Source organism: Methylobacterium sp. J-030, from assembly GCF_022829545.1.
Classification (GTDB): Bacteria; Pseudomonadota; Alphaproteobacteria; order Rhizobiales; family Beijerinckiaceae; genus Methylobacterium.
The window spans coordinates 1-24,121 of record NZ_JAKSYM010000249.1; the positions used below are offsets into that span (position 1 = coordinate 1).

Below are 24,121 nucleotides of genomic sequence, written 5' to 3' on the forward strand. Positions count from 1 at the left end.
TGAGATCGGTGACCACGAGGCCGGGCGCATAGACCGTCCAACGCCCGTCGTTGTCCTGAGACATCCGGATGTCGATCAAGGGAAACCTCCCTGCCTCCGTAAAGGCGCAAGACGGTACACGGAGCGTAGTTCCCACGCCGACTCGCGCCCGGCTTCCCGGCGCCGAATCTTCACATCCCGAATCCCGGCACGGGACCGGCTGCCCGCAGCTCTGGCACGCCCCAGTAACCGCCGCCTGCCATCCTGCCGGGGAACCGCGTTGCGTATCGGCTCGGTTCACACGCTGGTGAGATCGGACGCTCCCCCGCCCGTGAGCAGATCGGGGCGGGGCCCAGCGAGCACGCAAAGGCGGGATAGGTTGGCAGGCGGGAGCTTGCGCATCAGCGCTGCACCGCCTCGATGTCGTCCTCGTAGATCGAGTCCGGTTGGCAGGCGTGCCACTCCATCTTCTCCTCGCTCTGCCCCTTACGGCCGAAGCAGTAGCCGGCCTGGGCCAAGCGACCGCTGAGCCGATCTCGGAGGCGGCACTGCTCTCGGGTGACGGCGGGATCGCCGGAGCCTTCGCAGGCCTGCGTGGCTTTCAGCTCCGCGGTCAGGAGTTCAGGGACGGTCGGCAGCTGTTGCTGAGCCTGCGCTCCACCTGCAGCGGCGACGAGAACGAGGGCGGCGATGGCTATGCGCATCCCCGCAGGATAGCCATCGGATTGGTGGTGTCGAGTTCGCAGAGCCTCTGGGCCCGGGCCTACGCGATCGCGGCCATCGGCGGGCAGGCGTGTATGGCGTCTCGTTTCACGACGCCGTGCAGAACCACGGGTGGTAGATGGCGAGGCGGATACAGCTTAAGCCTCGGAGGCCGGGTTTAATGCAGTTGCAGCGTCTGCAGCGCCTTGCGCACCAACCGTTCGCCACACGGTTTGGCGATGAAGTGCGCCTCGCCCGGCAAGAGAGCCGCCTCGTTCGGCGTACATCCAGAGCAGACGATGATCCGCGTGTCCGGCCATCGCGCGCGGACTGCATGCGCCAAATCACAGCCGTCCATCGCGCCAGGCATGTTCACGTCGGTGTAGAGGAGCGCCACACCATCATGGGCCTCCAGATGCTGTAACGCCCCGTGCGCGTGCTCAGCTTCCAGCACCTCGAAGCCCATCTTTGTCAGCATGTCGGCCGCCACGAGACGAGCGAACTCGTCATCTTCGGCAAGGACTGCGAGGGGGCGAGGCGGTGACATGGATTGATGAATGCGGTCGCCCGTATCGCGTTTCAGCGTGGCCGCAGATTTTTCGATCTCTCGCCCCACCGGCAGCGACGGAGAGAGCGAGGGCGGCGAGGGCTATACGCACGGGAGAAGCTAGCTGCTGGGATGGCGGTGTCGAGTTAGAAGCGCCCAAAGGTCCGTGCCTCTGCAATGGCAGCGGACAGCGGGCGGCCGTGACCCGGCAACTTCGTCGTCGACATCGTGGAGAACCACGGGCGGCAGAGGGCGAAGGCGGAATAGATCAACCTCCACCACCGCCACCTCCACCGGTCCCAGGACCACCGAGATTGCCGTCCTTGTTCGGCGTGTTCCAGTGAATGATGCCGTCATCAGGAGGCCGTAGCGTTGTGGTCGCCGGTCGCGGGTATCCGTATTGCGGCGCTTCGATCGTTGGTCGAGGAGCCGCCCTATAGATGCGCCTTCGCTGCGCGACAGCTGTGGTGCTCACGCTGACGATGAGCGCTACCACGAGCCATCTGATCAGCGCGGTTCTCATGATCATCTTGCGTCGTGCAGAGCGTGCCCCCCCGTCGGCTGCGAGGGCTGTGCGCATCACGCCGGCGGAGATTTAAGCAGCCGCAGAAGGATTTGGCCGACCACGACCAAGGCAGCGCCTCCGCCGAGCGCCTGTGCGCCAGCGGTCAGCCAAGATTGCGCCAGTTTTGCGTTTTCGGGTGATCCGTAGAATGCTACATACATTAGGAACGTGAGGATGATCACGCCGACGGCCGCACCGGTGAACACGATGCGCGTGAAAAGGGACAGCCGTCGCTTCTCGCGACGCTCCTCCCCTTCCATTCGACTCGTGGCGAATTCAAATTCGCGAGCGTTCTGGGCAACCTGCGCAGAGATCATTTCGCGAACCACTTCCGTCCGGCGGTTAGAGCTATCAATCCGAGCGCGCTCGATGGCCATGAGTTCACGAAACTGGACGCCCTCCAGGTCGTGGCTCTGGCTGTTGGTGCTCGGATTATAGGGAACGGGAACAGCCGCTGGGCGCGGCTGGTCGTCACCCTCAGTCATTGAATGAGGCGCCGCCGAAACCGAAGCCGTTCATGAACCCAGGCATGGGCGTTCCATCGAGTGCCATGTCGAGGATAAATTCCGCCGGCAGACTGCGGACCACGAAACGCCCATATGCAGAGCGCGTGACGTTCGTGATGTAGCCTTCCAGGTTGGGCTGACACTTACGTCGCGTGGCTTCCTGGAGCGCTTCGCGGTAGGTGTCGTGATAAGACTCGACGGTTGCAGATGCAGCCTCCGGTCTCGGATGGGTCTGCACGGGCATAAGGTCCCCTATGGCGCGTCCGGGCCGGATCATCGGAATGATGGCGGCGCCCGGAGTTAAGGCACGGTTACATATTCAACCCGACTCGGGCAACAAGTGTCCTGTCGCACATGAAGCGGGTATGCCTTCTACCGAAAGCCCTTCCAGGCGCATCACACGAATGGATGATTTTGACCGGTTCATTCGCTGCGGTGAGGATACTCCGTAGCCTTCCGCAGCCGCACCCCCGGCCCCTCGCCGTTCTCCTCAATGAAGATGACGACGACGGCTTCCAGAGCGGAAAGGCTTAGAAGAGCGCCACGAGCGCAACGCCGGCTACCATCAGGAGGCCGCCCAGAACACGCCAAAGGCTGGCCGGGTGCTCCTCGAAGCCCACCCACCCGAAATGGTCTAGCAGGATCGAAGTCACGACGCCTGCGGTGACCAAGAGGCCGAGGAACACCCCGGCTCCGACTTGGCGGGCGATCAGCAGTTGGGTGATCACGATCCCGCCACCCAAGATACCGCCACCCCAGGCCCACCATGGCACCTGTGACAACTCCTGCAGCGTTGGCCAAGCCAAGCGACGGGACACAAGGCCAGCGGCCAAGACGGTCAACGCCGTGCCGATCCCGACGACCAGACCGGCGACAAGGGGCTGGGAAAAGCTTCTGGCCAACGTGCTGTTCTGACCGGGCTGGATGGCATTCGCGATCCCGGCGATAAGAACGGCGCCGTAGAGGTACCACATGGTCGAGATCCGATCGGTGGGATCTCCCTAGGTAGGGCGTTCAGTGCCTCTTCCACGAGGGGGGGGATGATGTCAGGAGCGGTACCGCCCCACCTCAAGGCCCTTGAGCGGTACGCCCATCCTGAACCGGTCGTACTTTCGGCCGAGGGCGTCGAGGTAAGCGCCGGCCACTACCGAGGCGGCAGGGCGATTCTTATCGGCCACGACGTGCAGTAATCGCGGCTGGAAGACAGCGTCAGTCTCGGGATCGCTCACACCCTGTTCAATAGTGCAACGAGCACACACGCGAGAAGGCCCGCACCGAGGACTACGAGAGGAGCGTACTCAACGCCTTCGTCAGTGAGAAGCTGCAAACCAGCCACAGCTACGACCGCGACACCTATGACGGTCGCGGCCCGGCCGAGGCTCATCTCATGAGGCCCTTCGCCTTTAGGTGCTCGGTGAGGGGCATCACGGCACCTCTTCCAGCGCTGATCCGCGAACACAGTGCCAGCACGGACTCTCCGGATCAACGCAAGCGCCAACTGGTTGCAGAGGGTCGGAATATACGCGAGCCGGCCGCGGCCTTCTCGTTCTCGCTAAAGCTCGTGAACGGCACGAGGCAGCGGTGCTCGGGAGAAAGCCAGCGGCGCCAGTGCGGCGACGCAGTGTTGCGCACGTTCGTGACGCCCGGATAGACCTTCTTGCCCTTCAGCGCGAAGGCAGGCGACGGCATGCCCCAGCGCATCATCGACAGGGCGCGGGCGCCCTCGCGCATGCGGATCACGGGAGCCGCGGTGTTCGGGAAGATGCCGGGCAACGGTGGCAGGTTGCCGGTATCGTCGTACTCGACGCCGAACGCTTTGCCGATCTCAGTCTGCGAGCGGATCAGGCTGTAGAGGTTGCACATACAGCAGGCTCGCCAGGGACGCGAGATGCCAAATGCTGCCCCCGCTGCTCGATCTGATCACGGCCTGGCGAGGCTCAATGCCGTTCCTTACGGCGATGGTGCCAGTACGCAACACCGTCTGAACGGTAGGATAAGCGATGGCGGTTAGTCGAGGTTCAACAGCGACCTATGCCTGCATCCCAGATCGGGATGCCCCCGCATCTCCGAGTGGCGATGCGGCTCAGCTCAGGGCATCTGGGTGAGGGGTCGAGGTTCCTGAGAACCCCCTCCCGTTGAACGGACACCCCTCGTGTCCCTTGCGATGCATCAAGCCCAGACGGCTTGTTCCCTCGTAGGTGCCGAAAATGTAGACGGGTCCGTGACAAGCGCAACAGCGTTTAGGTTCGGACCGATGTTGATTATGGGCTTGGGCGATGGTGAGCGTCTGCCAGTCGCCCGCAACCTGGATCTGACACGTCAAGGGCTGCGCTGGTTTCATCGCTGGACTGTTACTTACAAACCCGTCCGGACTGAGGCCAGGATCGCCCTGGCCGACCCAGCTGATTTGGGAGGAAGCAGTTTGGCTACCCTCTCACGGACGGGGCTGCGGCTCCCCAGATAAGAGATATGATCACCTTCAAGCCGAACCCCCACAAGCTGCAGGTCACACTATCCTCAAAGGAGCCGGGTCGGTTCGATTGGTCGATTACCTGCGACGGTGTCATGGTTCGCCAGTCGGCTCGCTCCTTTGGCTCAGAGGGGGCGTCTGAGGCAAACGGCGACGCGGCGTTTCGGGAGATCACATCGCGTTGGCAGAACGCGCGATAGGTGTCGCCCTTGTCCGTCGGTAACGATTCTTCGTCCTATAGAGCCCTCGCGTAGCCTGGAAGGAGGTCGATCGCCTGCGCTGTGGCCTGGGAGAGGCGTACCTCGGTCAAGGTGACCTCGGCACCTGCCCTGACTGCATCCTTGACGATCTGGATCCCGCGTTCCGGATCCTCGGCCAGGACCGCATAGAACAGGGTGAGTAGCTGCTCCGGCGCATCCTCATCCGGACATGCGACTTTGACGATGTAGGCGGTCTGATTGGGCTCTATCATCGATGGAGCCTACACCCGACACGCTCTGCAACGAAGGCACGACTGACCAGTCGGACCGTCGAGAGGCGCTTGGTGTCGAAAGCGACGTGCCCGCGGTAGCGAGCAATGATGGTTTCGGGCGAGCCGCCGAACATCAGCGTCGTCGTGGCCTCGCCAGCGGCGTGAACCTTCTCGACCACCATGGATTGCGCCTTGGCCAGCCATTCGGCCCCGCCCCAGGCCGATCGAACCAACCTGAGTTCGATGACCCGCTGAGCCTCGATCGCCAGAATAAACGAAGAGAGGAAGAGTTTGTACATAGAACCTTCGCACCATTTGAACAAAATTACAGTCCAGCCCGATCAAAAATTACAAAAATTTCTCATCAACATGTGTTGGATTTTGCTATCAATGTTTCAGTCGATTGCCCTTGAGGTCGCAGGTCAGAACTTTCGGACCTAGCCATATGTTTCTTGTTCATGTTCGCGATAGCGCGGACAAGCGAGGTTCATGAGTGTCAGAGCAGACATCCGGTCAAGATAGCCGCCAGGGCAAGCGCGGCAGGCCGGCCCTCTACGTCCTGATCGTCAGTGTCGGCCTGATGCTGATATCCCTGACCGGGTTGATGATCTGGCAGGGCGCGAGTTCGCCACCAGACTATGCGAGCCAGAGCCAGGCAGCATCACGCAAGCAGATCACCGGCTCGGAGACCGGCAGATCAGACGCCGCGTCATCGGCCAACAGCAGCGGGGTGCCTGGGGGAAATCCGGCATATCCTCAGCCAGCCGTGCGCAGGGCCAACCCATGAGCGCGATCAACGATCCGTTCGAAGCGGCAGTGCTTCAACGTGCGCAGCAGAATTTCCTCGACAGAGGTCCGGGCAACCGGATGTGGGCAGATCCCTCCCCGGTGAAGGGGTCTCTGTTGAATCTGTGCTTTACTCTGAACCCAGCTGAACGCGCCGCGTTTATTGCCCTCGCAAGGGTCGAGATCGAGAACGAGACGAGCCAGCCCACCCAGGCGGGGGCAGCTAAGCCCCGAACGATTGTAGAACCATGACTTCCGGCATCAATGCACTGTATGAGAGCCACAGCGGCGCGCAGGCGGCGATGGCTACGCTGGTTGCGGCCGGCATCCCCAACGCGGCGATCCGGTTCGTCGTTGGCTCTCTTACCTCTAAGGCTGGCAGTGTCGAGACGAGAGACCCGTATCTCGACAACGACACGCTACGACGCACGCTCAATGAAATCGGCCTACCCCAGGCGGCGTGGGCTACCTATTGCGCGAAGCTGACCGCCGGCGGGGTGATGCTGAACCTAGTAGTCGACGATGCGGAACGGGAGCGCGTATTAGCGATCCTGAATGATCACGGTTCGATCGACCCGACGCAACGCGTCGCGATCTGGCGTGACGAGGGCTGGGGCGGGACATCGCCGGTTTCGACCGAGGGCTGGGGCGGCTACTCCGCCACTTCGACTGGTGGAAAGAACATCACCGACAGTCAGGTTTGATCCAATGGCGAACGCTCTTACGACATCCGAGACGACCGACCTCGACGCCGTGCGGCGTTACGCGGTGAGCGTGATCGCGCAGTCAGAAGGCGAGGACCTGCAGATGAAGGCGGTCACCCTAGCGCTGCTCGGCGGGATCATGTGGCGCAGCAAGCCAGGATCGACCGAGATGACGCAGGATGGTGACAGCGCCAACGCCGTCCTCTCGACGACGCTCGGAGGCCGCCACCTAATATTCTCGTATGAGCAGCAGACCGAGTCGATCGTGATGCGCGAGGGCCGGGTCGATGGCCCCATCCTGCACAACTTCTGCAACCGGACGCTGATTGGAGATTTCGAGCGGGCCTTCAGTGCTCTATGGCGCTGAGGAAGCACGATCCGATTTCGTTTATCTGAATGCTTGTTGCTCAGACTTGCGAAGCAGAGATGGATGGCAAGTGGCGCTTGGTCAGCCTCACCGAGGCCGTGAGCCGCTATGCGATAGCTATAAAGCGTTGTCCCGCGCCACGGGCGCGTCTCGATCAACGGCGCCTACTGCGGCCCTAGTTTCAGCAAGACGATGATGCACAGGAAGGCTCACAGCAGCTGCCCAGTGAAGCCTGACACGTATTGCGGCACGCCGTCGCCTATCCTCAAGCGCTTGCCTGATGGCTGGGCCCCTGCCGCCCGATTTGATCATGGGCGGGCAGGGGTGTCTATCTCACTGGCGAGAGCCGATACGCGATGCGGCTCGGGATACAGGATGCCAGCGCCCGGTTAGCCGAAGAGCTATGACGAGAGCCGGCGGTGGTCCCGGATTGGGAAGAGCCAGGCGCTATTCAGATTGGCGGCGCTCTCCTTGCCGGTGCGCCGGTCGGCCTCGACGGCTTAGGAGATCTCCAGTCGCTCGAAGAGATTGTGCATCCAATTGCGCGCGTGAAAGTTGATCTGGAGGACCTAGCAGTCGTTGGTCCATAAGGATTTCGCCATGCCTGCTAATATAGCAGTTTTACCTGAAGACGTTCAGAGTTTTGCTTCACTTGCACGAGCTAAGATTGACAAGCGACTCGCTCAGATCCCAGAGAGAACGAGACCAAAATTTTGGGCCATCATCGCGAATGTCTATGGTCGAGGTCTTACAAGAGACGCGGTGCCTGCAAACCTTCTCCAAGCGCCGCCCAAGATCGCTCTCGACTTCGTATCTGCCGCCAAGCTGATCACGGCTACCCCATGCGATTAGAGCGCAACGAGCGCGGCGACTGGATGCTCGATCCCGAGCAGCTCCACTCCCGGCTCATGATCAATCCAGGCTTGATGCGGCAGAAGATGAGGCTCGGCCTTGTCACCAGCCGGATCGAGAAAGGCGTCGATGCAGATGTTGGCAGGTCGCGCGTAACAATAAAAGTTGCCAAATCGACATGGGAAGGCATATTTGATGAGGAAGGATACTTGTTTAATGAAAGTATTATATAGTTTTATTTGCACCCAATGTTCGAGGCCACAGTGAGAGCGCAGCTATACCAATCCCGACTGCGCGTTCTTGACCTCCAGTCCTCCGCCTCCATGCAACCCGAGGGCAACCTGCCGAGATGCGCTACGCTGTCGCCGCATGACCTGATCACGGGTCGGCGGGAGAGATCGTCGATCTCACCGGATATAGCGGCGCTCTAGCGGGCGCCCCTTTTCAGTACCCCTCCGTTCTCTTCAATGAAGATGGCGCCGGCGATCTAGCGGGCAGCCTTAGTCACCCTACTCGGCGGCGAGGGATGCATCGGCCTCGCGTTCGACGAACCCACGTGCGGCCACCAGGAGAGCCTCGCGGTTCTGCGGATCTCGGATCGCCTGCCAAAGGCGAAGCAGTTCGGCTGCTTCCAAAGCATCAGACTTGAGGGGAGCGTCCCCGAAGAATGCTTCGACCGGCACTTCAAGAGCCTGAGCTAGCCGCTGCAGTTGAGCCCCAGCTGTCTCGGTATGAGCCACGGGCCGAGTGTCATTCGGCATTCCTATGCGCTCCATCGGTGCTGCAACCGAGCAGGCTTAATGCACGCCTGAATTGCAGACCACATGATAGTGCGTAACCGTGCCATGCGGATTACGAGCGCATGGCACACCCGTAAAACTACCGGTTGTAAAAATTCATCAGCGCCTCAAAAGCCGTCCGGAGACGTACTGAAGACGGAACCGATGACTGAGGATACGGGCACCCAGGCAATGCTAGATGCCTGTATCGCCGCCTACGAGGCCGTCAAAAAGTATGGCACGAGCGAGATGCAATTGGCTGCCCGCATTCTCCTACAGCTGATCGGCGAGCACATTGCTCGTGAGGTCCCACCGCTGACTGCTGAAGCCAGCAATGAGAACTTCACCTAGCGCCGCACGATCAAAGTGACCCGCCTTCAGCGCCTCTTCCACGAGGCGGCGGGTGGGGTCAGTGGATCGTAGATCTTAGCGGTACCACGAACGCTGCCATGCCCTCTTCCTCTACTGCCTTGTTGAGGGCGTCGATGGCGTCTTGTGGGGTTGGAAACGGGTCATCCCAAGCGGTTGAGCTACCCTCATGGTCTAGCACCTCCAACTGCCAAGGGTCGTCGGTCCCGGCAAAGCGGTAGATCTTGACCTCGACCGTCACGCCGTCGCGTGTGAAGTGGCCTGAAAGCGGGGAGCACTCAAGCTCACGCTCCTTGGTCTTCACGATCGCCTCTGTCAATTCGCCACATTAGAGTTCCGAGCGCCCGGTCGGATCCTTATTCGGCGAGACAGCTGCTGGATCTTGAGTTTCGCATCTCGCGCCGTCCGCAACGTCTTAAGGCGCACAGTTCGCTCGTCGAAATCCACCCGGCCAGCTTCTATTTCATCGCGAATGGTTTGAGAATTCGCCTCTGCGATCGCCTCTCTAGAGGCTGGCGTCACGAGTTGCCCGCGAAGATTGTACGGAATATCGGACATCGCCCAAACCTCGCTATCATCTGAATTAAACAGATGGTGCTCAGCTGATCGTTTTACGACCGCTGCATTTTTAAAGATTTTTCGGTCGAGCGACTGACGGCTAGCCCACGATCACCGAGCCGTCGATCTGATTGATCGACACGACGCGCGGACCACGAACGTCCGGATCCCTCTGTTCCCAGACCGACAGCACAGCATTGGCTGCCTCAATGACCACTCCCGGTGAGCCATTGCCGATCTGAGGACGGATCGCCTCGACGAGTCGCGTCAGGATCGTCTGCTCCTCAAGCGGGTGAGCCGGCAACGTCGCCTGCCGACAGAACGCGGCGTAGACGTTCTCGGCGATCACACGGGCGACTCGGTCGGAAGCAGGCGTATCGCTCATTTCAGATAGCCCTTCGCCTTCAGGTGCTCAGTGAGGAGGATCGCAGCGCCACGCATGTCACGGCTTCTTCGGGTCAGCCGCGGCAGCATCTCGTTCAAGGCGCGCAGCCTTTAGCCGAGCGGTCTTTTGATCCGCATCGCTGACGCTTGGCTCAACGGGTATCTTACCGCCAGGATGAACCTGGGTTTTGGCAAAATCCGCCTCGGCCCGCGTTCGCTCTTTGCTGTGGTTGTCAGCCATAGGCCGCTCCTCAATTCACGCCCTCTGGATCCTCACGGTGCCGCACGTAGCCCTGACCAGTGAGCCAGTCCGTGAGCGCGTGACGGATCGCTTCAGGGCGTGAGGGCTTCGGATCGGGCTGAGCTGCGATCCAGGCATCGAGGGGCAATAGGCTGTCTGGCTGCAGCCGTACCTGAATAGGCACGCCTTGACCGGTCGGTTTGGGACCGCGTCGTTTCTTTGGTTGCAAAGTTTCTTGCGTCGCCATGAGAACCATGGTACCAAAGAAACGGCCCGACAGGAAGGTGAGATTTCCGGCCGGGCCTGACCACGCAACGCTGTCGAGAGATACCGTCACATGGCTATCCACCACCCTACACCGCCCCTCAGCGGCGGTGAACGCCCGCGCTTACCTTCAACACAGGTAGGACCGGTCACACAGGCCATCCGCGCGATGCGGGCTGCCGATCCGGTCAAAGCGGACACCGTGTCCGTTTTCCCGAGCCGCACGGCGCAGTTCACCCATGGCATCCGCGCCCTGTCCCGCCCCGAGGTCGAGGATCTGATCGGCGGCCTGATCGACCTCCTCGACGCCATGGACGGCGACGCGGACCGCGAGCCCGAGGTGCTGGACGCCTCGGCTGTCGAATGGACCGGCCGCGGCGCTCACCGCTTCAACGTGGGAGAAGCGGCATGAGCACTCCTACCCCCAATACCCCCCTCGCGCGCGACATGAGCGACGCCGAGATTGCGGCTGTGGACTTCACTCCTTGGAACCGCGACGGCGCATGCCCGGTCCCGACGGCCTGCCAGTTCGACGAAATGAAGAAGGTCGCACCATGGCTGCGGATCGGCTTCCTCTTCATGACGCTCGACAGGGAGCGCTTGGCCGACGCTCTCGCGGAGATGTCTGAGGACGACCTCGACAGTTTGGAGGATGTGGTCAGAACCACCCAGCGCAATTGCCGAGCGCTGGCCGATATGTGCGACGGGCTCGATGGTCGGATGATGATCGCCTACGCCGTCCTGGTGCAGCGCAAAGCCGCGCAAGGAGGCCAGGCATGAGCATCGCCTCCACCCGCCGCGCTGCGCTCGGCGCCATCCTCGCCGCCCCGCTGACATCCATGCCGGCGGCTGCCTGGACAGCAGAAACTGGCAGCGACCTGCCGGACCACGAGGTCCAGTTCCTCGCCCTGATCCCACAGCTTCGTACGCTGGTCCCGCCCATCGAACACGCCAAGGCGTCCGCCAGGGCTCTGTACGAGCACGGCGATCGCAGTGCCGGAGAGCATCCCGGTTGGGGCGATCCCCCAGCTGCGAAGGCTTGGCGGCTGCGAGCTGAGGCAGCCCGGGACCGTAACGGCTACCACGAAGCCTGGGAGGCATGGGCCAAGCTTACCGATGCTGTCGACAAGCTCGTCACCGACTTCATGACCGAGCGCATGACCACGCTGCCGGCCATCAGCTGGAAAGCCCGGGTCGCCGACCTGCTGGACTGCTGGGAGGAGCAGGCCGGCTACGATCTTGCGGCGTGGGCACGGGAGGACGCGCTATGCGCCTGATCCTCGGTTTCCTCGCCCTCGCGCAACTGCGCCTCGCCCGCCTCGACCATGCGCGAGGCGACATGCTGATGGACGACGCCGAAGCGGCCCTAAACCGGGCTCGCGAACGCATCGCTCGCGGCCATCGTCTCGCTGATCGCGCCGGCCAACCGCTGGCACGATTGGTCGCACGCCGCTGATACCCCGGCCCGGCCGCTCGCGCTGTCGAGTTTCCGACAAGTTGTCGGATACTGCTCTGAGCCTGGCCGGGCCTCACGACAGCCCTCGGCGCAATTCCGTACCGGTAAGGGGGTGGTGAAACGCCACCCCATCCGCCAGTCCCCAGATCCGGGGAGCGCAAATGCGAAACGGTTTCGCTTTTGAGAAACGGAAACGGTTTCCGTTTTGCCGAGCCGGATCTCATCATCCACGCCCACTCCGACAGCTGAGGGGCAAATCTGCGAGCGGGCGTGGATCGTCAGCGGGACCGTCTCAGCCCGCCGGCGCAGTCGACTCTAATCGGTCGGCCTTACGGAATGGTGTCTGCCTACCACGAACGCCCCTCGCGCATCTGGTGCGGGCGGTTAACTCCACCGCGGTCCAATGAGGTTTATTGGACAACGCTTGGACATGACAATGGCGATAGTTCGCTAAGCAACTGTCACAATTTCTGTTCTAGTTCGCGGCACTCACCCAGTTGCTGCCGTCATAGGGCGAGAGCACCGCGTCGAGGCGGGCGTTGCCGTAATAGGCCGAGAGCAGGTTATCCATCCGGGCCTGGGCGGTGGCCGGATCCCAGCGCAGGGTCGAGACCTTGTCCATGCCGAACTGGCCCGAGCGCACCACGAGCGTCTTCGCGTCGATGTACGGCTTCAGCACCGACAGGGCGCCGTCGTAGAAAAAGTATGCGTTATTGTCGTCAGGCGAGCCGCCGAACAGCTCGATATTGAACGGCCCCTTGCCGTCCTTCAGGCCCAGCGCATCGACGATCGAGGTCGCCTGCTGCACGCCGACCTTATAGTTGTCGAACGTGGCGTAATAATCAACGTTCGGCGTTCCCTTGATCAGGCGATCATAGGCGATGACCTTCACGCCGCTTGCTGCAGCCTTCGACAGCACGTCGCCCAACGTCGTCCCGTCGATCGAGGCGATCACCAGGATTTTCGCGCCCTTCGTGAGCATGTTCTCGATCTGGGCGAGCTGGGTCGGGATGTCGTCGTCGGCGTATTGCAGATCCGGCTTGTAGCCCTTGGCCTGAAGAAGCCTCGCGATGTTGCTCCCGTCATCGATCCAGCGCTGCGACGACTTCGTCGGCATGGCGACGCCGATCGGATCACCGCCCGCGGCCTGGGCCGGCGAGAGAGTACCGCCCGTGAGCGCGACGCCGAGAATCAGCTTGCGTAACAGTTGCTTGGCGAACATGGCTCCCCCCATTGACCTAAGCGTCGGCTGTTCCGAAATATTCTGTGCCCACCGCCACTTCGTTGTGCTTATATCTGCAAATATCTCTGATCGTATTCCGTCATATATCAGATAATTACGCAGCACATATCGTCTATATTTGGACCAAATACTGGAAGCAGATACATCTTTTATGGTGAAGCGGTAGATTCTTATTGAACGCGCGCAGCTTTTGTTGAAAAATGCTCGCACAGTCGAGGCCGAGGCGGCGGAGTTCCTCTCTCAGCGCGGGATCGGGTTCAGCCCCGCCCGATCTTCGTTACACGATTTGTATGAGTTATAGAACGGGACGTCAATCGTCCGCTCGCACGCGGGCTGCGCCGCGCCGACCCTTGCACACCGTCAAATGAAGGTCGGGATCGGTCTAAGGCTCAGCCGCGGCCGACGAACGGCATCTTGGTGGCCATGATGGTCATGAACTGCACGTTGGCGTCGAGCGGCAGGCTCGCCATGCTGAGCACCGCTTGGCCGACATGGGCCGGATCCATCACCGCCTCGGCCCGCAGCGAGCCGTCCGCCTGGGGGACGCCGGCCTTCATCTTGCCGCCCATGGGCGTGTCGGCGTTGCCGATGTCGATCTGCCCGCAGGCGATGTCGTAGGCGCGCCCGTCCAGCGAGGTCGCCTTGGTCAGGCCCGTCACCGCGTGCTTGGTCGCCGTGTAGGCGATCGAGTTCGGCCGGGGGGCGTGGGCCGAGATCGAGCCGTTGTTGATGATCCGGCCGCCGCGGGGATCCTGATCGCGCATGATCCGGAAGGCGTGCTGGGTACACAGGAACAGGGCGGTCAGGTTTGTGTCGATCACTTGGCGCCAGGTCTCCAGCGGCAGGTCCTCCAGGGGCACCGCCGGCGCGCCGATCCCGGCATTGTTGAACAGCAGGTCGAGGCGGCCGAACTGCGCCCGGGTCCGGGCGAACAGGTCGGCGATCGAATCGGGGTCGGTGACGTCGGTCGGCACCGCGAGCGACCGGTCGCCGCCGATCTCGGCCGCGACCGCTTCGAGGGGCCCCGGCCGCCGGCCCGACAGCACGACGCGCCACCCGGCCCCGGCGAGCGCCAGGGCGGCGGCTCGGCCAACGCCGGTCCCGGCTCCGGTCACGATCGCGATTCGATCAGCCCCCGACATGCAAGCCTCCCGCTTCTTGTTCGGGAAGCCTGTACCGGATGGCGATGCCCGCGCGAAGGGATCAGCCTTTCAGAAGCGGCACGTGGTCACGCGCCGGCGATACGTGCGACGGATCGGAACCGGCGCACGACGCCCGTGTTGTGAGCCGCGTCGTCTTGACCCCGCGGGGCGACGGCCTCCTTTCGGGCTGCGGCAGCGCACGGCGACCCAATGAGCCGACGGAAGGACCGGAAGGATGCGACGATGGCCGGGGGCCGATCGGCCGGAGGTGATCGAGGGAGCGGAGCAGGCTTGAGCGCGCCGGAGATCCCGTTCCTGGCTGGGCTCGACCCGGCCGCCGCCGAGGCGGTGCGCGCCCGGATGGAGCCGGTGACGATCCCGGCGGGAAAGATCCTGTTCGAGCAGGGTGCCACCGGGGACGCGCTCTACACGCTCGTGTCCGGCGTCGTCGGCGTCTCCGCCCGGGACCACACCGGCATGCCGACCCGGATCGCGCGCCTGCGCCCGCCGGAGATTTTCGGGGAGATGGCGCTGCTGTCCGATGCCCCGCGGGCGGCGACCGTGATCGCCCTGCGCGACGCGCACCTGCTGCAGCTCACCCGCGCGGCCTTCGAGGCGGTGATCGCCGAGCATCCGCGCACGCTGCTCTACTTCGCCCGCATGCTCGCCGACCGCCTGCGTCACATCTACGACGGCTATTCGGTGCATCATGCCCCACGAGTCTTCACGATCCTGGCGGTGACGGACGGGCCCGATCCGGCGCACCTCGCCCATCGGCTCGCCGCCGCCTTCGACGCCCTGCTTCCGGGTGAGACGGGCTGCCTGACGGACTGGCCGGAGGGCGCCGACGAGGCGTGGTTCCAGGCCTACGAGGCACAGCACGCGCGCACGATCTTCGCGGCCCGGCAGATCGACTGCCCGTGGTGCCGGTTGAGCCAGCGTCGGGGTGATCACGTGCTGCTGCTGGCAGAGCCGGGCGCCCCGCCGCGGCCGGGAGCGGCAGAGTATCTGGAGCGAGTACGCTCCGACTGGATCCGCATGGATTTCGTCGTCCGGCAGGATCCCGGAGCACGACGCCCGAAACCTCTGCATCCGGCGGTCGCCGCGCTGCCCGCTTCCCTGCGGATCCAGCTCCGCGACGGCAGCACGGGGGATCTGCACCGCCTCGCCCGGCTCGCCAGCGGCGCGGCCCGGGGCCTCGTGCTCGGCGGTGGCGGTGCCCGGGGGCTCGCGCATCTCGGGGTCTTGAGGGCCCTCGACGAGGTGTCGTGCGCCCCGGATTTCGTCGGCGGCACCAGCATGGGGGCGATCATCGCGGCGAGCCTCGCCATGGGCTGGAGCCTCGCCGAGATCCGGGCACAGACCGAGGCCTTCTTCGCCACCGACAACCCGATCAACGATTACACGCTGCCGCTCCATGCCCTCACCCGGGGTGCCAAGGTCGATGCCGGCCTTGCCGCCCGCTACGGCGGCGCGCGCATCGAGGATCTGTGGCTGCCGTTCTTCTGCGTCTCGTCGAACCTCACCACCGGCAACACGATGGTCCACCGGTCCGGCGACCTTACGCAGGCCCTGCGGGCCAGCATCGCCATTCCCGGCCTGCTGCCGCCGGTGCTCTGCGACGAGGGCGTGCTGGTCGATGGCGGCATGATGAACAACCTCCCGGCCGACGTCGCGGCCGACCTGGAGCGCGGACCGGTCCTCGCCGTCGATGTCGGCAGCGACCGGGCCTTCCAAGACATGCCCACGCGCGGCTGGACCGGGCGCCTCGTGCGCAAGCTGATCGGCTCGCCGCTGGCGATGCCGGGGCTGGCGCCGCTGCTGCTGCGCGCCGCCACGGTCTCGAGCGACGCGCAGAGCCTGATGGCGGCGACCCACGCCACCGCGGTGCTCAAGCCGCAGCTCGCCGGGATCGATCTGCGGGCGTGGTCGCGGTTCCGAGAATCGGCCGAACTCGGCTACCAGGAGACCCGCGCCAGCCTCGAGGCCGGCACCCTCGCGCGCTGGCTCGACCCGGTGCGCTGAGATGTCCGCGTGTGGCAGCGCACAAGAGCCCGAGGGACCCCTGTAACCCCAGCCGCCCGGCAACGATCTCCCTGACAGGTTCGCCCGTGGAGTTTATCGCCGTGACCCAAACGACAACGACCGAACCCGTCCGGAGCCCGTCCGCCTCCGATCCGACCCGGGGCCTCCTCGAGGGGGCGGCCTTCGTCCTGCTCTGCCTCTGGACCCGGACCACGCCGGTTCGCCTGCGCGATCAGCTCTCGCCAGAAGTCGGCAGCTGCGCCACCCTGGGCTTCTGACGGTCTCGCGGGGCGCGTCCGGACGGAGCAAGGATGCCGATGGACGTTGCGGGTGTGACCTTCCGGCGAATCAAACTGCCGGAGCTCGGCCTGCACGTGGCCGAGGCCGGCCCCGAAGCGGGCGCACCGACCATCCTCCTGCACGGCTTCCCGGAATTTTGGTACGGCTGGCGCCACCAGATCGGCCCGCTCGCCGCGGCGGGCTTGCGGGTCGTGGCGCCGGATCAGCGCGGCTACGGCCTCAGCGACAAGCCCGGCGGCCTCGACGCCTATCACCTCGACCGTCTGGCCGGCGACGTGATCGCGCTGGCCGATGCCTACGGCTTCCCTACGGTGCGGCTCGTGGGGCACGATTGGGGCGGCCTCGTCGCGTGGTGGGTGGCAAGCCTCTATCCGGAGCGGATCGAGCGGCTGGCCATCCTGAACGCCCCCCATCCCGGCATCGTCGGCGCCTATATGCGGACGCATCCGGGCCAGTTGCTGCGCAGCTATTACGTCGGCCTGTTCCAACTCCCCGGCCTGCCGGAACGCCTGCTCACCGCGGATCGAGGCCGGGCCCTGCGGCGGGCGCTCACGCGCACCAGCCGGCCCGGCGCCTTCGGGGCCGCCGATCTCGATCGCTACGTCGAGTCCTGGCTCCAGCCCGGCGCGATGACCGGCATGCTGAACTGGTACCGGGCCCTGGTGCGGCTCCCCCGGACGACGCCGCCCCGCGTCCGGGTGCCCACCCTGATCCTCTGGGGCCGGCAGGACATCGCCCTGCAGGCCGGCCTCGCCGAGGCGAGTCTCGCCTTCTGCGACGACGGCCGGATCCGCTGGTACGACCGCGCCAGCCACTGGCTCGCGCACGAGGAACCGGCCGCGGTCAACGCGGATCTGATCGACTTCCTCACCTGAGAGCAGCCACCTATCGCGCCATAGAGTGTGTCGCCGAACTGAATTCGCTCTACAGTTATCGCAAGTTGAGTCCGAACGGCTGCGCAGCACGTACAACGCATCTCTTTAATCCGATCGCGTGTTGAAATTGACTGTCGCATTTTCCGCGTCGAACCGGAACCTTCCGATCAGTTTTCGTTTAGGGGACAGCTCCTGAGAGCGGATCGGAGATACTGAATAATGTCTTTTCGCACCCTTCTGACCGCGGGCCTGTTCGCCGGCGGCCTCGTGGCCGGCACGGCGGTCGCTCAGGCTGCCCCCGCGATGCCGCAGGCCGGCCTGGCCGGCGGCGGTCTGGTCGAGACCGTCATGATGCATCACCACCACCATCATCGGATGCATCGCCATCATTCCACCCGGCACGAGCGCCGGATGCGCCGCCTCAACACGATGCGCCACGGCAACCCGAACGCACGCAACCCGTCGCGGCCCGGCTATCAGCAGCAGCTCGGCAACACCACGGGCGGCCCGCGCTACTGAGCTCTATCCACCGCCGCCGCGGCTTCTCCCCAGCCGCGGCGGTGCGCGATCCTGATTCGGCGGTCACGCTCTGCTAAGACGCGCCATGGCCCGAACCGCCGTCCGCCCCGCCGACCCGCCGACCGCCCCAGGCCTCGATCCGGCCGGCGCCACGCCCATGATGGCGCAGTACATCGAGATCAAGGCCGCCAATCCGGACTGCCTGCTGTTCTACCGGATGGGCGACTTCTACGAGCTGTTCTTCGAGGACGCCGAGATCGCCTCCCGGGCGCTCGGCATCGTGCTGACCAAGCGCGGCCGGCACGCCGGGACCGAGATCCCGATGTGCGGCGTGCCGGTCGAGCGCTCCGACGACTATCTCAACCGCCTCATCGCCCTCGGCCACCGGGTCGCGGTGTGCGAGCAGACCGAGGACCCGGCCGAGGCCAAGCGGCGCGGCCCGAAATCGGTGGTGCGCCGGGAGGTCGTGCGCCTCGTCACGCCGGGCACGATCACCGAGGACCGGCTCCTCGACCCGGCCCAGGCCAACCTCCTCCTGGCGATCGGCCGCCGCAAGACGGGGGAGGGGGTGGTCGCCTACGGGCTCGCGGCCGTGGACATCTCGACCGGACGCTTCGCTCTGAGCGAGGTCGCGGGCGGCGACCTCGCCGGCGCCGTCGCCCGCCACGACCCGCGGGAGATCGTCCTGTCCGAGGCGATCCACGCCGATCCGGCACTCGCGCGGATCTGGCAGGAGAGCCGCGCGGCGGTCGTCCCCCTGGCGCAGGCGGAGCTGGAACCGGCCGCCGCCGAGCGGCGCATCCGCGAGCAGTACGGCGTCTCGACGCTGGAGGGGTTCGGCCAATTCACCCGGGCCGAGATCGCGGCGGCCGGGGCGGCACTTCTCTACATCGCCCGTACCCAGCTCGCGGCCCGGCCGACACTCGCGGTCCCGACCCGGGAGGATGCGGGCGCGACGCTTGCCATCGACGCGGCGACCCGCGCCAACCTCGAACTGACCCGCACTCTGTCGGGCGACCGCACGGGGAGCCTGCTCGCCACGATCGACCGGACCGTGACGGCCAACGGCGCGCGGCTCCTCGCCGAGCACCTCGCGGGTCCGCTGACCGCCCTCGATGCCATCGCCCGGCGGCACGCGGCCGTGGCGCATCTCGCGGAGGGCGGGTCGCTCCGCGCCGGGCTGCGCGATGCGCTTGCCCGGGCGCCCGACCTCGCCCGCGCCCTGTCGCGCACCGGGCTCGGCCGTGCCGGGCCGCGGGACCTCGCCGCGATTCGGGAGGGTCTGGCGGTTGCCGCGGATCTCGGCGCGCGCCTCTCCGCCGTTCCGGATCTGCCGGAGGACCTCGCCCGCCTCGCCGACCACCTGGCGGAGGCCGACGCCGCGCTGATCGCGACGCTGGGGGCCGCGCTCGCCGACGAGTTGCCCTTGAGCCGGCGCGACGGCGGCTTCGTGCGCGCGGGCTATCACCCGGAGATCGACGAGGCCCGGACGCTGGGCCAGGATTCCCGCAAGGTGATCGCCGCCCTCCAGGCCCGCTACGCCGAGCAGACCGGCTGCCGGACCCTGCGCATCAAGCACAACAACCTGCTGGGCTATTTCATCGAGGTCCCGCAATCCGTCGGCGAGGCCTGCCTCAAGGGGCTGCAGAGCGAGTTCGTCCACCGCCAGACCATGGTGGACGCCATGCGCTTCACCAGCGTCGAGCTGGGCGGGCTCGAATCCAAGATCTCGGGGGCGGCCGACCGGGCGCTCGCCCTCGAAGCGGCGGTGTTCGACGACCTTGCGGCCCGCGTGCTGGCACAGGCCGAGAGCATCGCCGAGGTCGCGGAGGCGCTGGCCGGCCTCGACGTGGCGGCGAGCCACGCGGAGCTCGCGGTCGAGCTCGACTGGCGCCGGCCATTGGTCGACGACTCGCTCAGCTTCGTCGTGGTCGGCGGGCGCCATCCGGTGGTCGAGGCGGCCCTGCGCCGGGCAGGCGAGCCGTTCATCGCCAACGATTGCGACCTGTCCGGCGACACGCGCGGCCGGATCCGGCTGATCACCGGCCCCAACATGGGCGGCAAGTCGACCTTCCTGCGCCAGAACGCACTGATCGCGGTGCTCGCCCAGATGGGCGCCTTCGTGCCGGCCACGGAGGCGCGGATCGGGCGAATCGACCGGCTGTTTTCCCGCGTCGGCGCCGCCGACGACCTCGCCCGGGGGCAATCGACCTTCATGGTCGAGATGGTCGAGACCGCCGCGATCCTGAACCAGTCGACCCGCCGCTCGCTCGTCATCCTCGACGAGATCGGCCGCGGCACCGCGACCTTCGACGGGCTGTCGATCGCCTGGGCCTGCCTTGAGCATCTCCACGAGGTGAACGCTTGCCGGGCCTTGTTCGCCACCCATTTCCACGAGCTGACCGCCCTGGGCGACCGGCTCGCTCGGCTGGAGAACGCGACCCTCAAGGTGGCCGAGCACCGCGACGGCGTCGTGTTCCTTCACGAGGTGGTACCCGGGGTGGCCGAGCGCAGCTACGGCTTGCAGGTGGCGCGGCTCGCCGGACTGCCCGGCAGCGTCGTGGCGCGGGCCGGGTCGATCCTCAAGAGTCTGGAGAAGGCGGAACGCGGGCGTCCGGCCCGCGCCCGGATCGACGACCTTCCGCTCTTCGCCGCCCTGGCCCCGCCCCCGCCGCCGGAGCCGCCACCCGAGGATCCGCTCGGCGCCCTGCTCGACGCGATCGATCCGGACGCGCTGACGCCCCGCGAGGCGCTGGATGCGCTGTATCGGCTGAAGCGCGAGCGGACGGGCAGCGGATGAAAGTCGCTCGCCGCGGGGGAGGGGAAGCCGCGGACATCGTCCCGAGAAGACATCACCCCGGCGCTGGCAAGAAACCGTCCGGACAGGCCGGTTCGCCGCGGCCGGCGCGGCGGTCGGCCACGTAGTCGAGGGTGCTGGCCACCACCCGCTCGGAATAGGGCTTGGCGATCACCCCGATGGCGCCCGCGAAATCCCGCGGGATGCGCTTGGCGTTGGCGGTCATGAACACCACGGTGGTGCGCCGGTCCTGCGAGAGCGCCCGGGCGACCTCGATGCCGGTCGGGCCGTCAACGAGGTGGATGTCCACCAGGGCGACGTCGGGCGCGGTGGAGCGCGCCAGCGCGATGGCCTCGGTCGAGTTGCCGGCGATGCCCACGGTGACGTGCCCCAGATCATCCAGCAGGCATTCGAGCTCCAGAGCGATCAATGCCTCGTCCTCGACGACAAGGATGCGCAGCGCGGCGCCCGCGTTCCCGGTCCCCATGGGCTCTCCGTATCCCGGCGTCCCCGACGCTCACGCGTCCGGGAGCGTGGAGTGTCCGCGCCGAAGACTCAAGATGCGGATTGCAACGGGATATCGATCTCGACGATCGTGCCCGGCCCGCGATCCGTCCAGGCGATGGTGCCCCGCATCTGCCGCACCACCATCTCCACGAGGTTGCGCCCGAAGCCCGCCGGGTTCGGCGGCGCCGCCGCGAGGCCGACGCCGTCATCCTGAATCGTGAGATGCATCCCGCGTTCGGTGCGCCGGGCCGCGATCGAGACCCGCCCCTCCCGCGCGTCCGGGAAGGCGTGGCGCAGGGCGTTGGCGGTGAGTTCGTGGATCAGCAGGGCCAGCGGTGCCGCCATCGCGGCCGCCACCGCGATCGGCTCGACATCGGCCTCGATCCGGTGCCGCTCCGGGTCGAGGCCGGCATTCATGTCGGCCAGGAACTCGGACGCGAAATCGCCGAGATTGAAATGCGCGCAGTCGCCCTCGGAGTAGAGCAGCCGGTGCGCTGTCGAAAGAGCCCCTATGCGTTCCGCCATGCCCTGCAGCGCGTCGCGCGCCTCGCCTTCGGGCGTCCGGCGGGCCTTCAGCAGCATCAGCGAGGAGATCACCTGAAGGTTGTTCTTCACCCGGTGATCGACCTCGTGCAGCAGCGCGGTCTTCTGCTCGAGCGCCGCGCTCAGGGCGTGCGTTCGGGCATCGACGAGGCGCTCCAGCTCGTCGTTGGTGCCGCGCATCGTGACTTCGAGCTGATGAACATGGGTCATGTCGGCCTGGGCGGCGTAGAAGAACGCCACGCCCTGCGCGTCGCTCACCGGCGTGATCGTCATCGCGTTCCAGAAGGTCGTGCCGTCCTTCCGATAATTGAGCAGCTCGACGGAGAACGGTTCGGCCGCCGCGACGGCGGCACGGATCCGCGCCACGGTGGCCTCATCGGTGGCCGGACCCTGCAGCATGCGGCAATTGCGCCCGACGATCTCCGCGGCCTCGTAGCCGGTGGCCTGCAGGAAGGCCTCGTTGACCCAGGCGACCGGATTGTCGGGGGCGCGCGCGTCGGTGATCACCATCGGCGACGGGCTGCGGGAGAACGCATCGACCAGCATCGCCGGCGGCGGAGCAGGCTCGGATCGGGCACTCACCGCATCATTCCACACTCTGTAACGCTACGCGTCCGCTGAATCCCTCCACGTCCCGAAGCTCGGGGCATGGACATTCCCTTAAGCAAGCGGCGATCAAGATCGCTCGGAACCGCATCACAATCCAGCGAGCCCACCGCGGCGCACAGTTGCCACGATTTCGCGGGATCAAGGCCATCGAGGCTCAGGAGTTCCATGCCATGGGCAACCAGCCACAGGCTTCGCGCCGTTTCCGGCTCCGCGACATCGTGGAGGACCGGCGCATCGTGCTTATGCTCGCGCTCGGTTTCTCCTCCGGTCTGCCGCTGCTGCTGGTCCTCGGGACCTTCACGCTCCGGCTCGCGTTCTCGGATATCGACGTGCGCGCCATCGGGCTGTTCAGCTATGTGGCGCTGCCCTACTCGCTGAAATTCCTCTGGGCGCCGGCCGTCGACCGGCTGAACGTCCCCGTCCTCGGCGCCCGGCTGGGCCGGCGACGGGCCTGGATGGTGACCACCCAGGCCGCCGTCGCCCTGTGCCTCGTCCTGATGGCGGTCTCCGATCCGAAGACCAGCCTCGCGCTGCTCGGATTCGGGGCGTTCCTGGTGGCGTTCTGCGCGGCGAGCCAGGACGTGGTCATCGACGGCTGGCGCATCGATGCCGCCGGCAGCGACTTCCAGGGCATTCTGGCGGCGACCTCGAACCTCGGCTACCGCCTCGGCCTGATCACGGCCGGCGCGGGCGCGCTGTTCATCGCCGCCTCCGGGGGCTGGACGCTGGCCTACCTGATCATGGCCGCGCTGATGCTGGTGGGGATGGTCGCAGCCCTGCTGGCGCCGGCCTTCGACACCCCCCGGGCCGCCGTGGTCGAGACGACGCACCGCTCGCGGCTCTGGTCGATGCGCCGGGCCGTGCTGGAGCCGCTGACCGAGCTGCACGGGCGGTTCGGGGCTGCCCTCTGGGGCATCCTGCTGCTCGTGGCGCTCTACCGCCTGCCCGACTTTCTGTCCGGCGTGATGGCGAGCCCGCTGTACCGGACCCTCGGCTTCGACCTGAAGGAGATCGCGACCGTCACCAAGCTCTACGGCATCTGGGTCGGCATCGCGGGGGGCTTCGCGGGGGGCTGGGCGCTCGCCCGGCTCGGGCTGTTCCCGACGCTGCTGCTCGGCGCCTTCCTGGCGGCGGCCTCGCACCTCGCCTTCGCGTGGCTGTCGGCGGGCGCCCCCGAGATCTGGCGCCTGACGGTCGCCATCTCGATCGAGAACTTCTGCGGCTCCTTCGCGGGCATCGTGCTCATCGCCTACATGTCGAGCCTCACCAGCCCAGCCTACGCGGCGACACAGTACGCCCTGTTCTCCTCGCTCTACGCACTGCCGGGCAAGCTGATCGCGGGCGCCTCGGGCTTCATCGTGGCGGCGATCGGCTATCCGGCCTTCTTCGTGCTGACATCGCTCATCGGCATTCCGGTGCTGGCGCTCGGCCTCGCCGTGGGCCGTCGCAGCGGCAGGGCGGATGCCGAAGCGCCATCGGCGCGACTGCCGAACACGGCGGGGAACCGTGCGACGGGCGCAGAACTTCCTTCCACGGCGCGCGCCCCGGGGGCCGCGTGAC

The 24,121-nt window shown here is 65.7% G+C and carries 30 protein-coding genes and 2 pseudogenes; 15 read left to right on the top strand and 17 right to left on the bottom strand.

What is annotated here, in order from left to right:
• Window positions 1-380: 380 nt before the first annotated feature.
• From MKK75_RS17885 to MKK75_RS17920, 8 genes and pseudogenes are all read right to left on the bottom strand, one after another.
• Window positions 381-683, bottom strand: a complete 303-nt coding sequence (locus tag MKK75_RS17885; protein WP_244043882.1) for a hypothetical protein — start codon at window positions 681-683, stop codon at window positions 381-383.
• Window positions 684-859: 176 nt separating this feature from the next.
• On the bottom strand, window positions 860-1,297 hold the full coding sequence (locus tag MKK75_RS17890) for a response regulator (RefSeq protein WP_244043883.1): 438 nt from the start codon (window positions 1,295-1,297) through the stop codon (window positions 860-862).
• 510 nt (window positions 1,298-1,807) lie between these two features.
• Window positions 1,808-2,278: a hypothetical protein gene (locus MKK75_RS17895; protein ID WP_244043884.1), complete on the bottom strand. Its 471-nt coding sequence runs from the start codon at window positions 2,276-2,278 to the stop codon at window positions 1,808-1,810.
• On the bottom strand, window positions 2,271-2,537 hold the full coding sequence (locus MKK75_RS17900; protein ID WP_244043885.1) for a hypothetical protein: 267 nt from the start codon (window positions 2,535-2,537) through the stop codon (window positions 2,271-2,273). The genes MKK75_RS17895 and MKK75_RS17900 overlap by 8 nt, the downstream gene beginning before the upstream one ends.
• 292 nt (window positions 2,538-2,829) lie before the next feature.
• Complete coding sequence (locus MKK75_RS17905; RefSeq protein ID WP_244043886.1) at window positions 2,830-3,273, bottom strand: DMT family transporter; 444 nt, start codon at window positions 3,271-3,273, stop codon at window positions 2,830-2,832.
• A 550-nt stretch (window positions 3,274-3,823) separates the two neighbouring features.
• Window positions 3,824-4,162, bottom strand: a pseudogene (locus MKK75_RS17910) (SOS response-associated peptidase family protein); the annotation flags it as partial.
• An 842-nt stretch (window positions 4,163-5,004) separates the two neighbouring features.
• The gene (locus MKK75_RS17915) at window positions 5,005-5,241 is read right to left on the bottom strand and encodes a hypothetical protein (RefSeq protein ID WP_244043887.1); all 237 of its coding nucleotides are present in this window, start codon (window positions 5,239-5,241) and stop codon (window positions 5,005-5,007) included.
• Window positions 5,238-5,540, bottom strand: coding sequence for a hypothetical protein (locus MKK75_RS17920; protein ID WP_244043888.1), 303 nt, complete (start codon window positions 5,538-5,540; stop codon window positions 5,238-5,240). The genes MKK75_RS17915 and MKK75_RS17920 overlap by 4 nt, the downstream gene beginning before the upstream one ends.
• Before the next feature lie 484 nt (window positions 5,541-6,024).
• Here MKK75_RS17920 and MKK75_RS17930 point away from each other — a divergent pair, with 484 nt between their 5' ends.
• The 4 genes from MKK75_RS17930 (at window position 6,025) to MKK75_RS17945 (ending at window position 8,183) form a co-directional block, all read left to right on the top strand.
• Window positions 6,025-6,279 (top strand): hypothetical protein, encoded by a 255-nt coding sequence (locus MKK75_RS17930; RefSeq protein WP_244043890.1) that lies wholly within the window; start codon window positions 6,025-6,027, stop codon window positions 6,277-6,279.
• Window positions 6,276-6,731 (top strand): hypothetical protein, encoded by a 456-nt coding sequence (locus MKK75_RS17935; protein WP_244043891.1) that lies wholly within the window; start codon window positions 6,276-6,278, stop codon window positions 6,729-6,731. The genes MKK75_RS17930 and MKK75_RS17935 overlap by 4 nt, the downstream gene beginning before the upstream one ends.
• Before the next feature lie 4 nt (window positions 6,732-6,735).
• A complete protein-coding gene (locus tag MKK75_RS17940) occupies window positions 6,736-7,098 on the top strand; it encodes a hypothetical protein (protein ID WP_244043892.1) in 363 nt (120 codons plus the stop codon).
• A gap of 842 nt (window positions 7,099-7,940) precedes the next feature.
• Window positions 7,941-8,183, top strand: coding sequence for a DUF6522 family protein (locus tag MKK75_RS17945; protein ID WP_244043893.1), 243 nt, complete (start codon window positions 7,941-7,943; stop codon window positions 8,181-8,183).
• A gap of 276 nt (window positions 8,184-8,459) precedes the next feature.
• Here the strand turns inward: MKK75_RS17945 and MKK75_RS17950 are convergent, their stop codons facing one another.
• The gene (locus tag MKK75_RS17950; RefSeq protein WP_244043894.1) at window positions 8,460-8,690 is read right to left on the bottom strand and encodes a hypothetical protein; all 231 of its coding nucleotides are present in this window, start codon (window positions 8,688-8,690) and stop codon (window positions 8,460-8,462) included.
• A gap of 204 nt (window positions 8,691-8,894) precedes the next feature.
• Here MKK75_RS17950 and MKK75_RS17955 point away from each other — a divergent pair, with 204 nt between their 5' ends.
• On the top strand, window positions 8,895-9,080 hold the full coding sequence (locus tag MKK75_RS17955) for a hypothetical protein (RefSeq protein WP_244043895.1): 186 nt from the start codon (window positions 8,895-8,897) through the stop codon (window positions 9,078-9,080).
• A 58-nt stretch (window positions 9,081-9,138) separates the two neighbouring features.
• Here the strand turns inward: MKK75_RS17955 and MKK75_RS17960 are convergent, their stop codons facing one another.
• The 4 genes from MKK75_RS17960 to MKK75_RS17975 form a co-directional block, all read right to left on the bottom strand.
• Window positions 9,139-9,402 (bottom strand): hypothetical protein, encoded by a 264-nt coding sequence (locus MKK75_RS17960; protein WP_244043896.1) that lies wholly within the window; start codon window positions 9,400-9,402, stop codon window positions 9,139-9,141.
• A 354-nt stretch (window positions 9,403-9,756) separates the two neighbouring features.
• Window positions 9,757-10,041, bottom strand: coding sequence for a hypothetical protein (locus tag MKK75_RS17965; protein WP_244043897.1), 285 nt, complete (start codon window positions 10,039-10,041; stop codon window positions 9,757-9,759).
• 57 nt (window positions 10,042-10,098) lie between these two features.
• Window positions 10,099-10,281: a hypothetical protein gene (locus MKK75_RS17970; RefSeq protein WP_244043898.1), complete on the bottom strand. Its 183-nt coding sequence runs from the start codon at window positions 10,279-10,281 to the stop codon at window positions 10,099-10,101.
• 10 nt (window positions 10,282-10,291) lie between these two features.
• Window positions 10,292-10,618, bottom strand: a complete 327-nt coding sequence (locus tag MKK75_RS17975) for a hypothetical protein (protein ID WP_244043899.1) — start codon at window positions 10,616-10,618, stop codon at window positions 10,292-10,294.
• A gap of 96 nt (window positions 10,619-10,714) precedes the next feature.
• Between MKK75_RS17975 and MKK75_RS17980 the strand changes: the two genes are divergently transcribed.
• The 4 genes from MKK75_RS17980 to MKK75_RS17995 are packed head-to-tail and all read left to right on the top strand — an operon-like array spanning window position 10,715 to window position 12,001.
• On the top strand, window positions 10,715-10,957 hold the full coding sequence (locus tag MKK75_RS17980; RefSeq protein WP_244043900.1) for a hypothetical protein: 243 nt from the start codon (window positions 10,715-10,717) through the stop codon (window positions 10,955-10,957).
• Window positions 10,954-11,325 carry a hypothetical protein gene (locus tag MKK75_RS17985; protein WP_244043901.1) on the top strand — a complete coding sequence of 124 codons (372 nt, stop codon included), beginning with the start codon at window positions 10,954-10,956 and terminating at the stop codon, window positions 11,323-11,325. The genes MKK75_RS17980 and MKK75_RS17985 overlap by 4 nt, the downstream gene beginning before the upstream one ends.
• Window positions 11,322-11,822 carry a hypothetical protein gene (locus tag MKK75_RS17990; protein ID WP_244043902.1) on the top strand — a complete coding sequence of 167 codons (501 nt, stop codon included), beginning with the start codon at window positions 11,322-11,324 and terminating at the stop codon, window positions 11,820-11,822. Before MKK75_RS17985 ends, MKK75_RS17990 begins: the two co-directional genes overlap by 4 nt.
• Window positions 11,813-12,001, top strand: coding sequence for a hypothetical protein (locus tag MKK75_RS17995; RefSeq protein ID WP_244043903.1), 189 nt, complete (start codon window positions 11,813-11,815; stop codon window positions 11,999-12,001). The genes MKK75_RS17990 and MKK75_RS17995 overlap by 10 nt, the downstream gene beginning before the upstream one ends.
• Window positions 12,002-12,503: 502 nt before the next feature.
• Here MKK75_RS17995 and MKK75_RS18000 read toward each other — a convergent pair.
• Both MKK75_RS18000 and MKK75_RS18005 read right to left on the bottom strand, forming a co-directional pair.
• Window positions 12,504-13,223, bottom strand: a pseudogene (locus tag MKK75_RS18000) (substrate-binding domain-containing protein); the annotation flags it as partial.
• A 410-nt stretch (window positions 13,224-13,633) separates the two neighbouring features.
• On the bottom strand, window positions 13,634-14,386 hold the full coding sequence (locus MKK75_RS18005; protein WP_244043904.1) for an SDR family oxidoreductase: 753 nt from the start codon (window positions 14,384-14,386) through the stop codon (window positions 13,634-13,636).
• Window positions 14,387-14,677: 291 nt separating this feature from the next.
• Here MKK75_RS18005 and MKK75_RS18010 point away from each other — a divergent pair, with 291 nt between their 5' ends.
• From MKK75_RS18010 to mutS, 5 genes are all read left to right on the top strand, one after another.
• Entirely contained in the window at window positions 14,678-16,411 is a 1,734-nt protein-coding gene (locus tag MKK75_RS18010; protein WP_244043905.1) for a patatin-like phospholipase family protein, read from the top strand.
• Between the two features lie 101 nt (window positions 16,412-16,512).
• On the top strand, window positions 16,513-16,689 hold the full coding sequence (locus MKK75_RS18015) for a hypothetical protein (RefSeq protein WP_244043906.1): 177 nt from the start codon (window positions 16,513-16,515) through the stop codon (window positions 16,687-16,689).
• 39 nt (window positions 16,690-16,728) lie between these two features.
• On the top strand, window positions 16,729-17,586 hold the full coding sequence (locus tag MKK75_RS18020; RefSeq protein WP_244044002.1) for an alpha/beta fold hydrolase: 858 nt from the start codon (window positions 16,729-16,731) through the stop codon (window positions 17,584-17,586).
• A gap of 219 nt (window positions 17,587-17,805) precedes the next feature.
• Window positions 17,806-18,105: a hypothetical protein gene (locus MKK75_RS18025; protein WP_244043907.1), complete on the top strand. Its 300-nt coding sequence runs from the start codon at window positions 17,806-17,808 to the stop codon at window positions 18,103-18,105.
• Between the two features lie 85 nt (window positions 18,106-18,190).
• Complete coding sequence (mutS, locus tag MKK75_RS18030; protein WP_244043908.1) at window positions 18,191-20,905, top strand: DNA mismatch repair protein MutS; 2,715 nt, start codon at window positions 18,191-18,193, stop codon at window positions 20,903-20,905.
• 52 nt (window positions 20,906-20,957) lie between these two features.
• Here the strand turns inward: mutS and MKK75_RS18035 are convergent, their stop codons facing one another.
• Window positions 20,958-21,389 (bottom strand): response regulator, encoded by a 432-nt coding sequence (locus tag MKK75_RS18035; RefSeq protein WP_244043909.1) that lies wholly within the window; start codon window positions 21,387-21,389, stop codon window positions 20,958-20,960.
• Between the two features lie 68 nt (window positions 21,390-21,457).
• Window positions 21,458-22,498 carry a histidine kinase dimerization/phosphoacceptor domain -containing protein gene (locus MKK75_RS18040; RefSeq protein WP_244044003.1) on the bottom strand — a complete coding sequence of 347 codons (1,041 nt, stop codon included), beginning with the start codon at window positions 22,496-22,498 and terminating at the stop codon, window positions 21,458-21,460.
• Between the two features lie 233 nt (window positions 22,499-22,731).
• Between MKK75_RS18040 and MKK75_RS18045 the strand changes: the two genes are divergently transcribed.
• Window positions 22,732-24,120 (top strand): AmpG family muropeptide MFS transporter, encoded by a 1,389-nt coding sequence (locus tag MKK75_RS18045; RefSeq protein WP_244043910.1) that lies wholly within the window; start codon window positions 22,732-22,734, stop codon window positions 24,118-24,120.
• Window position 24,121 lies beyond the last annotated feature (1 nt).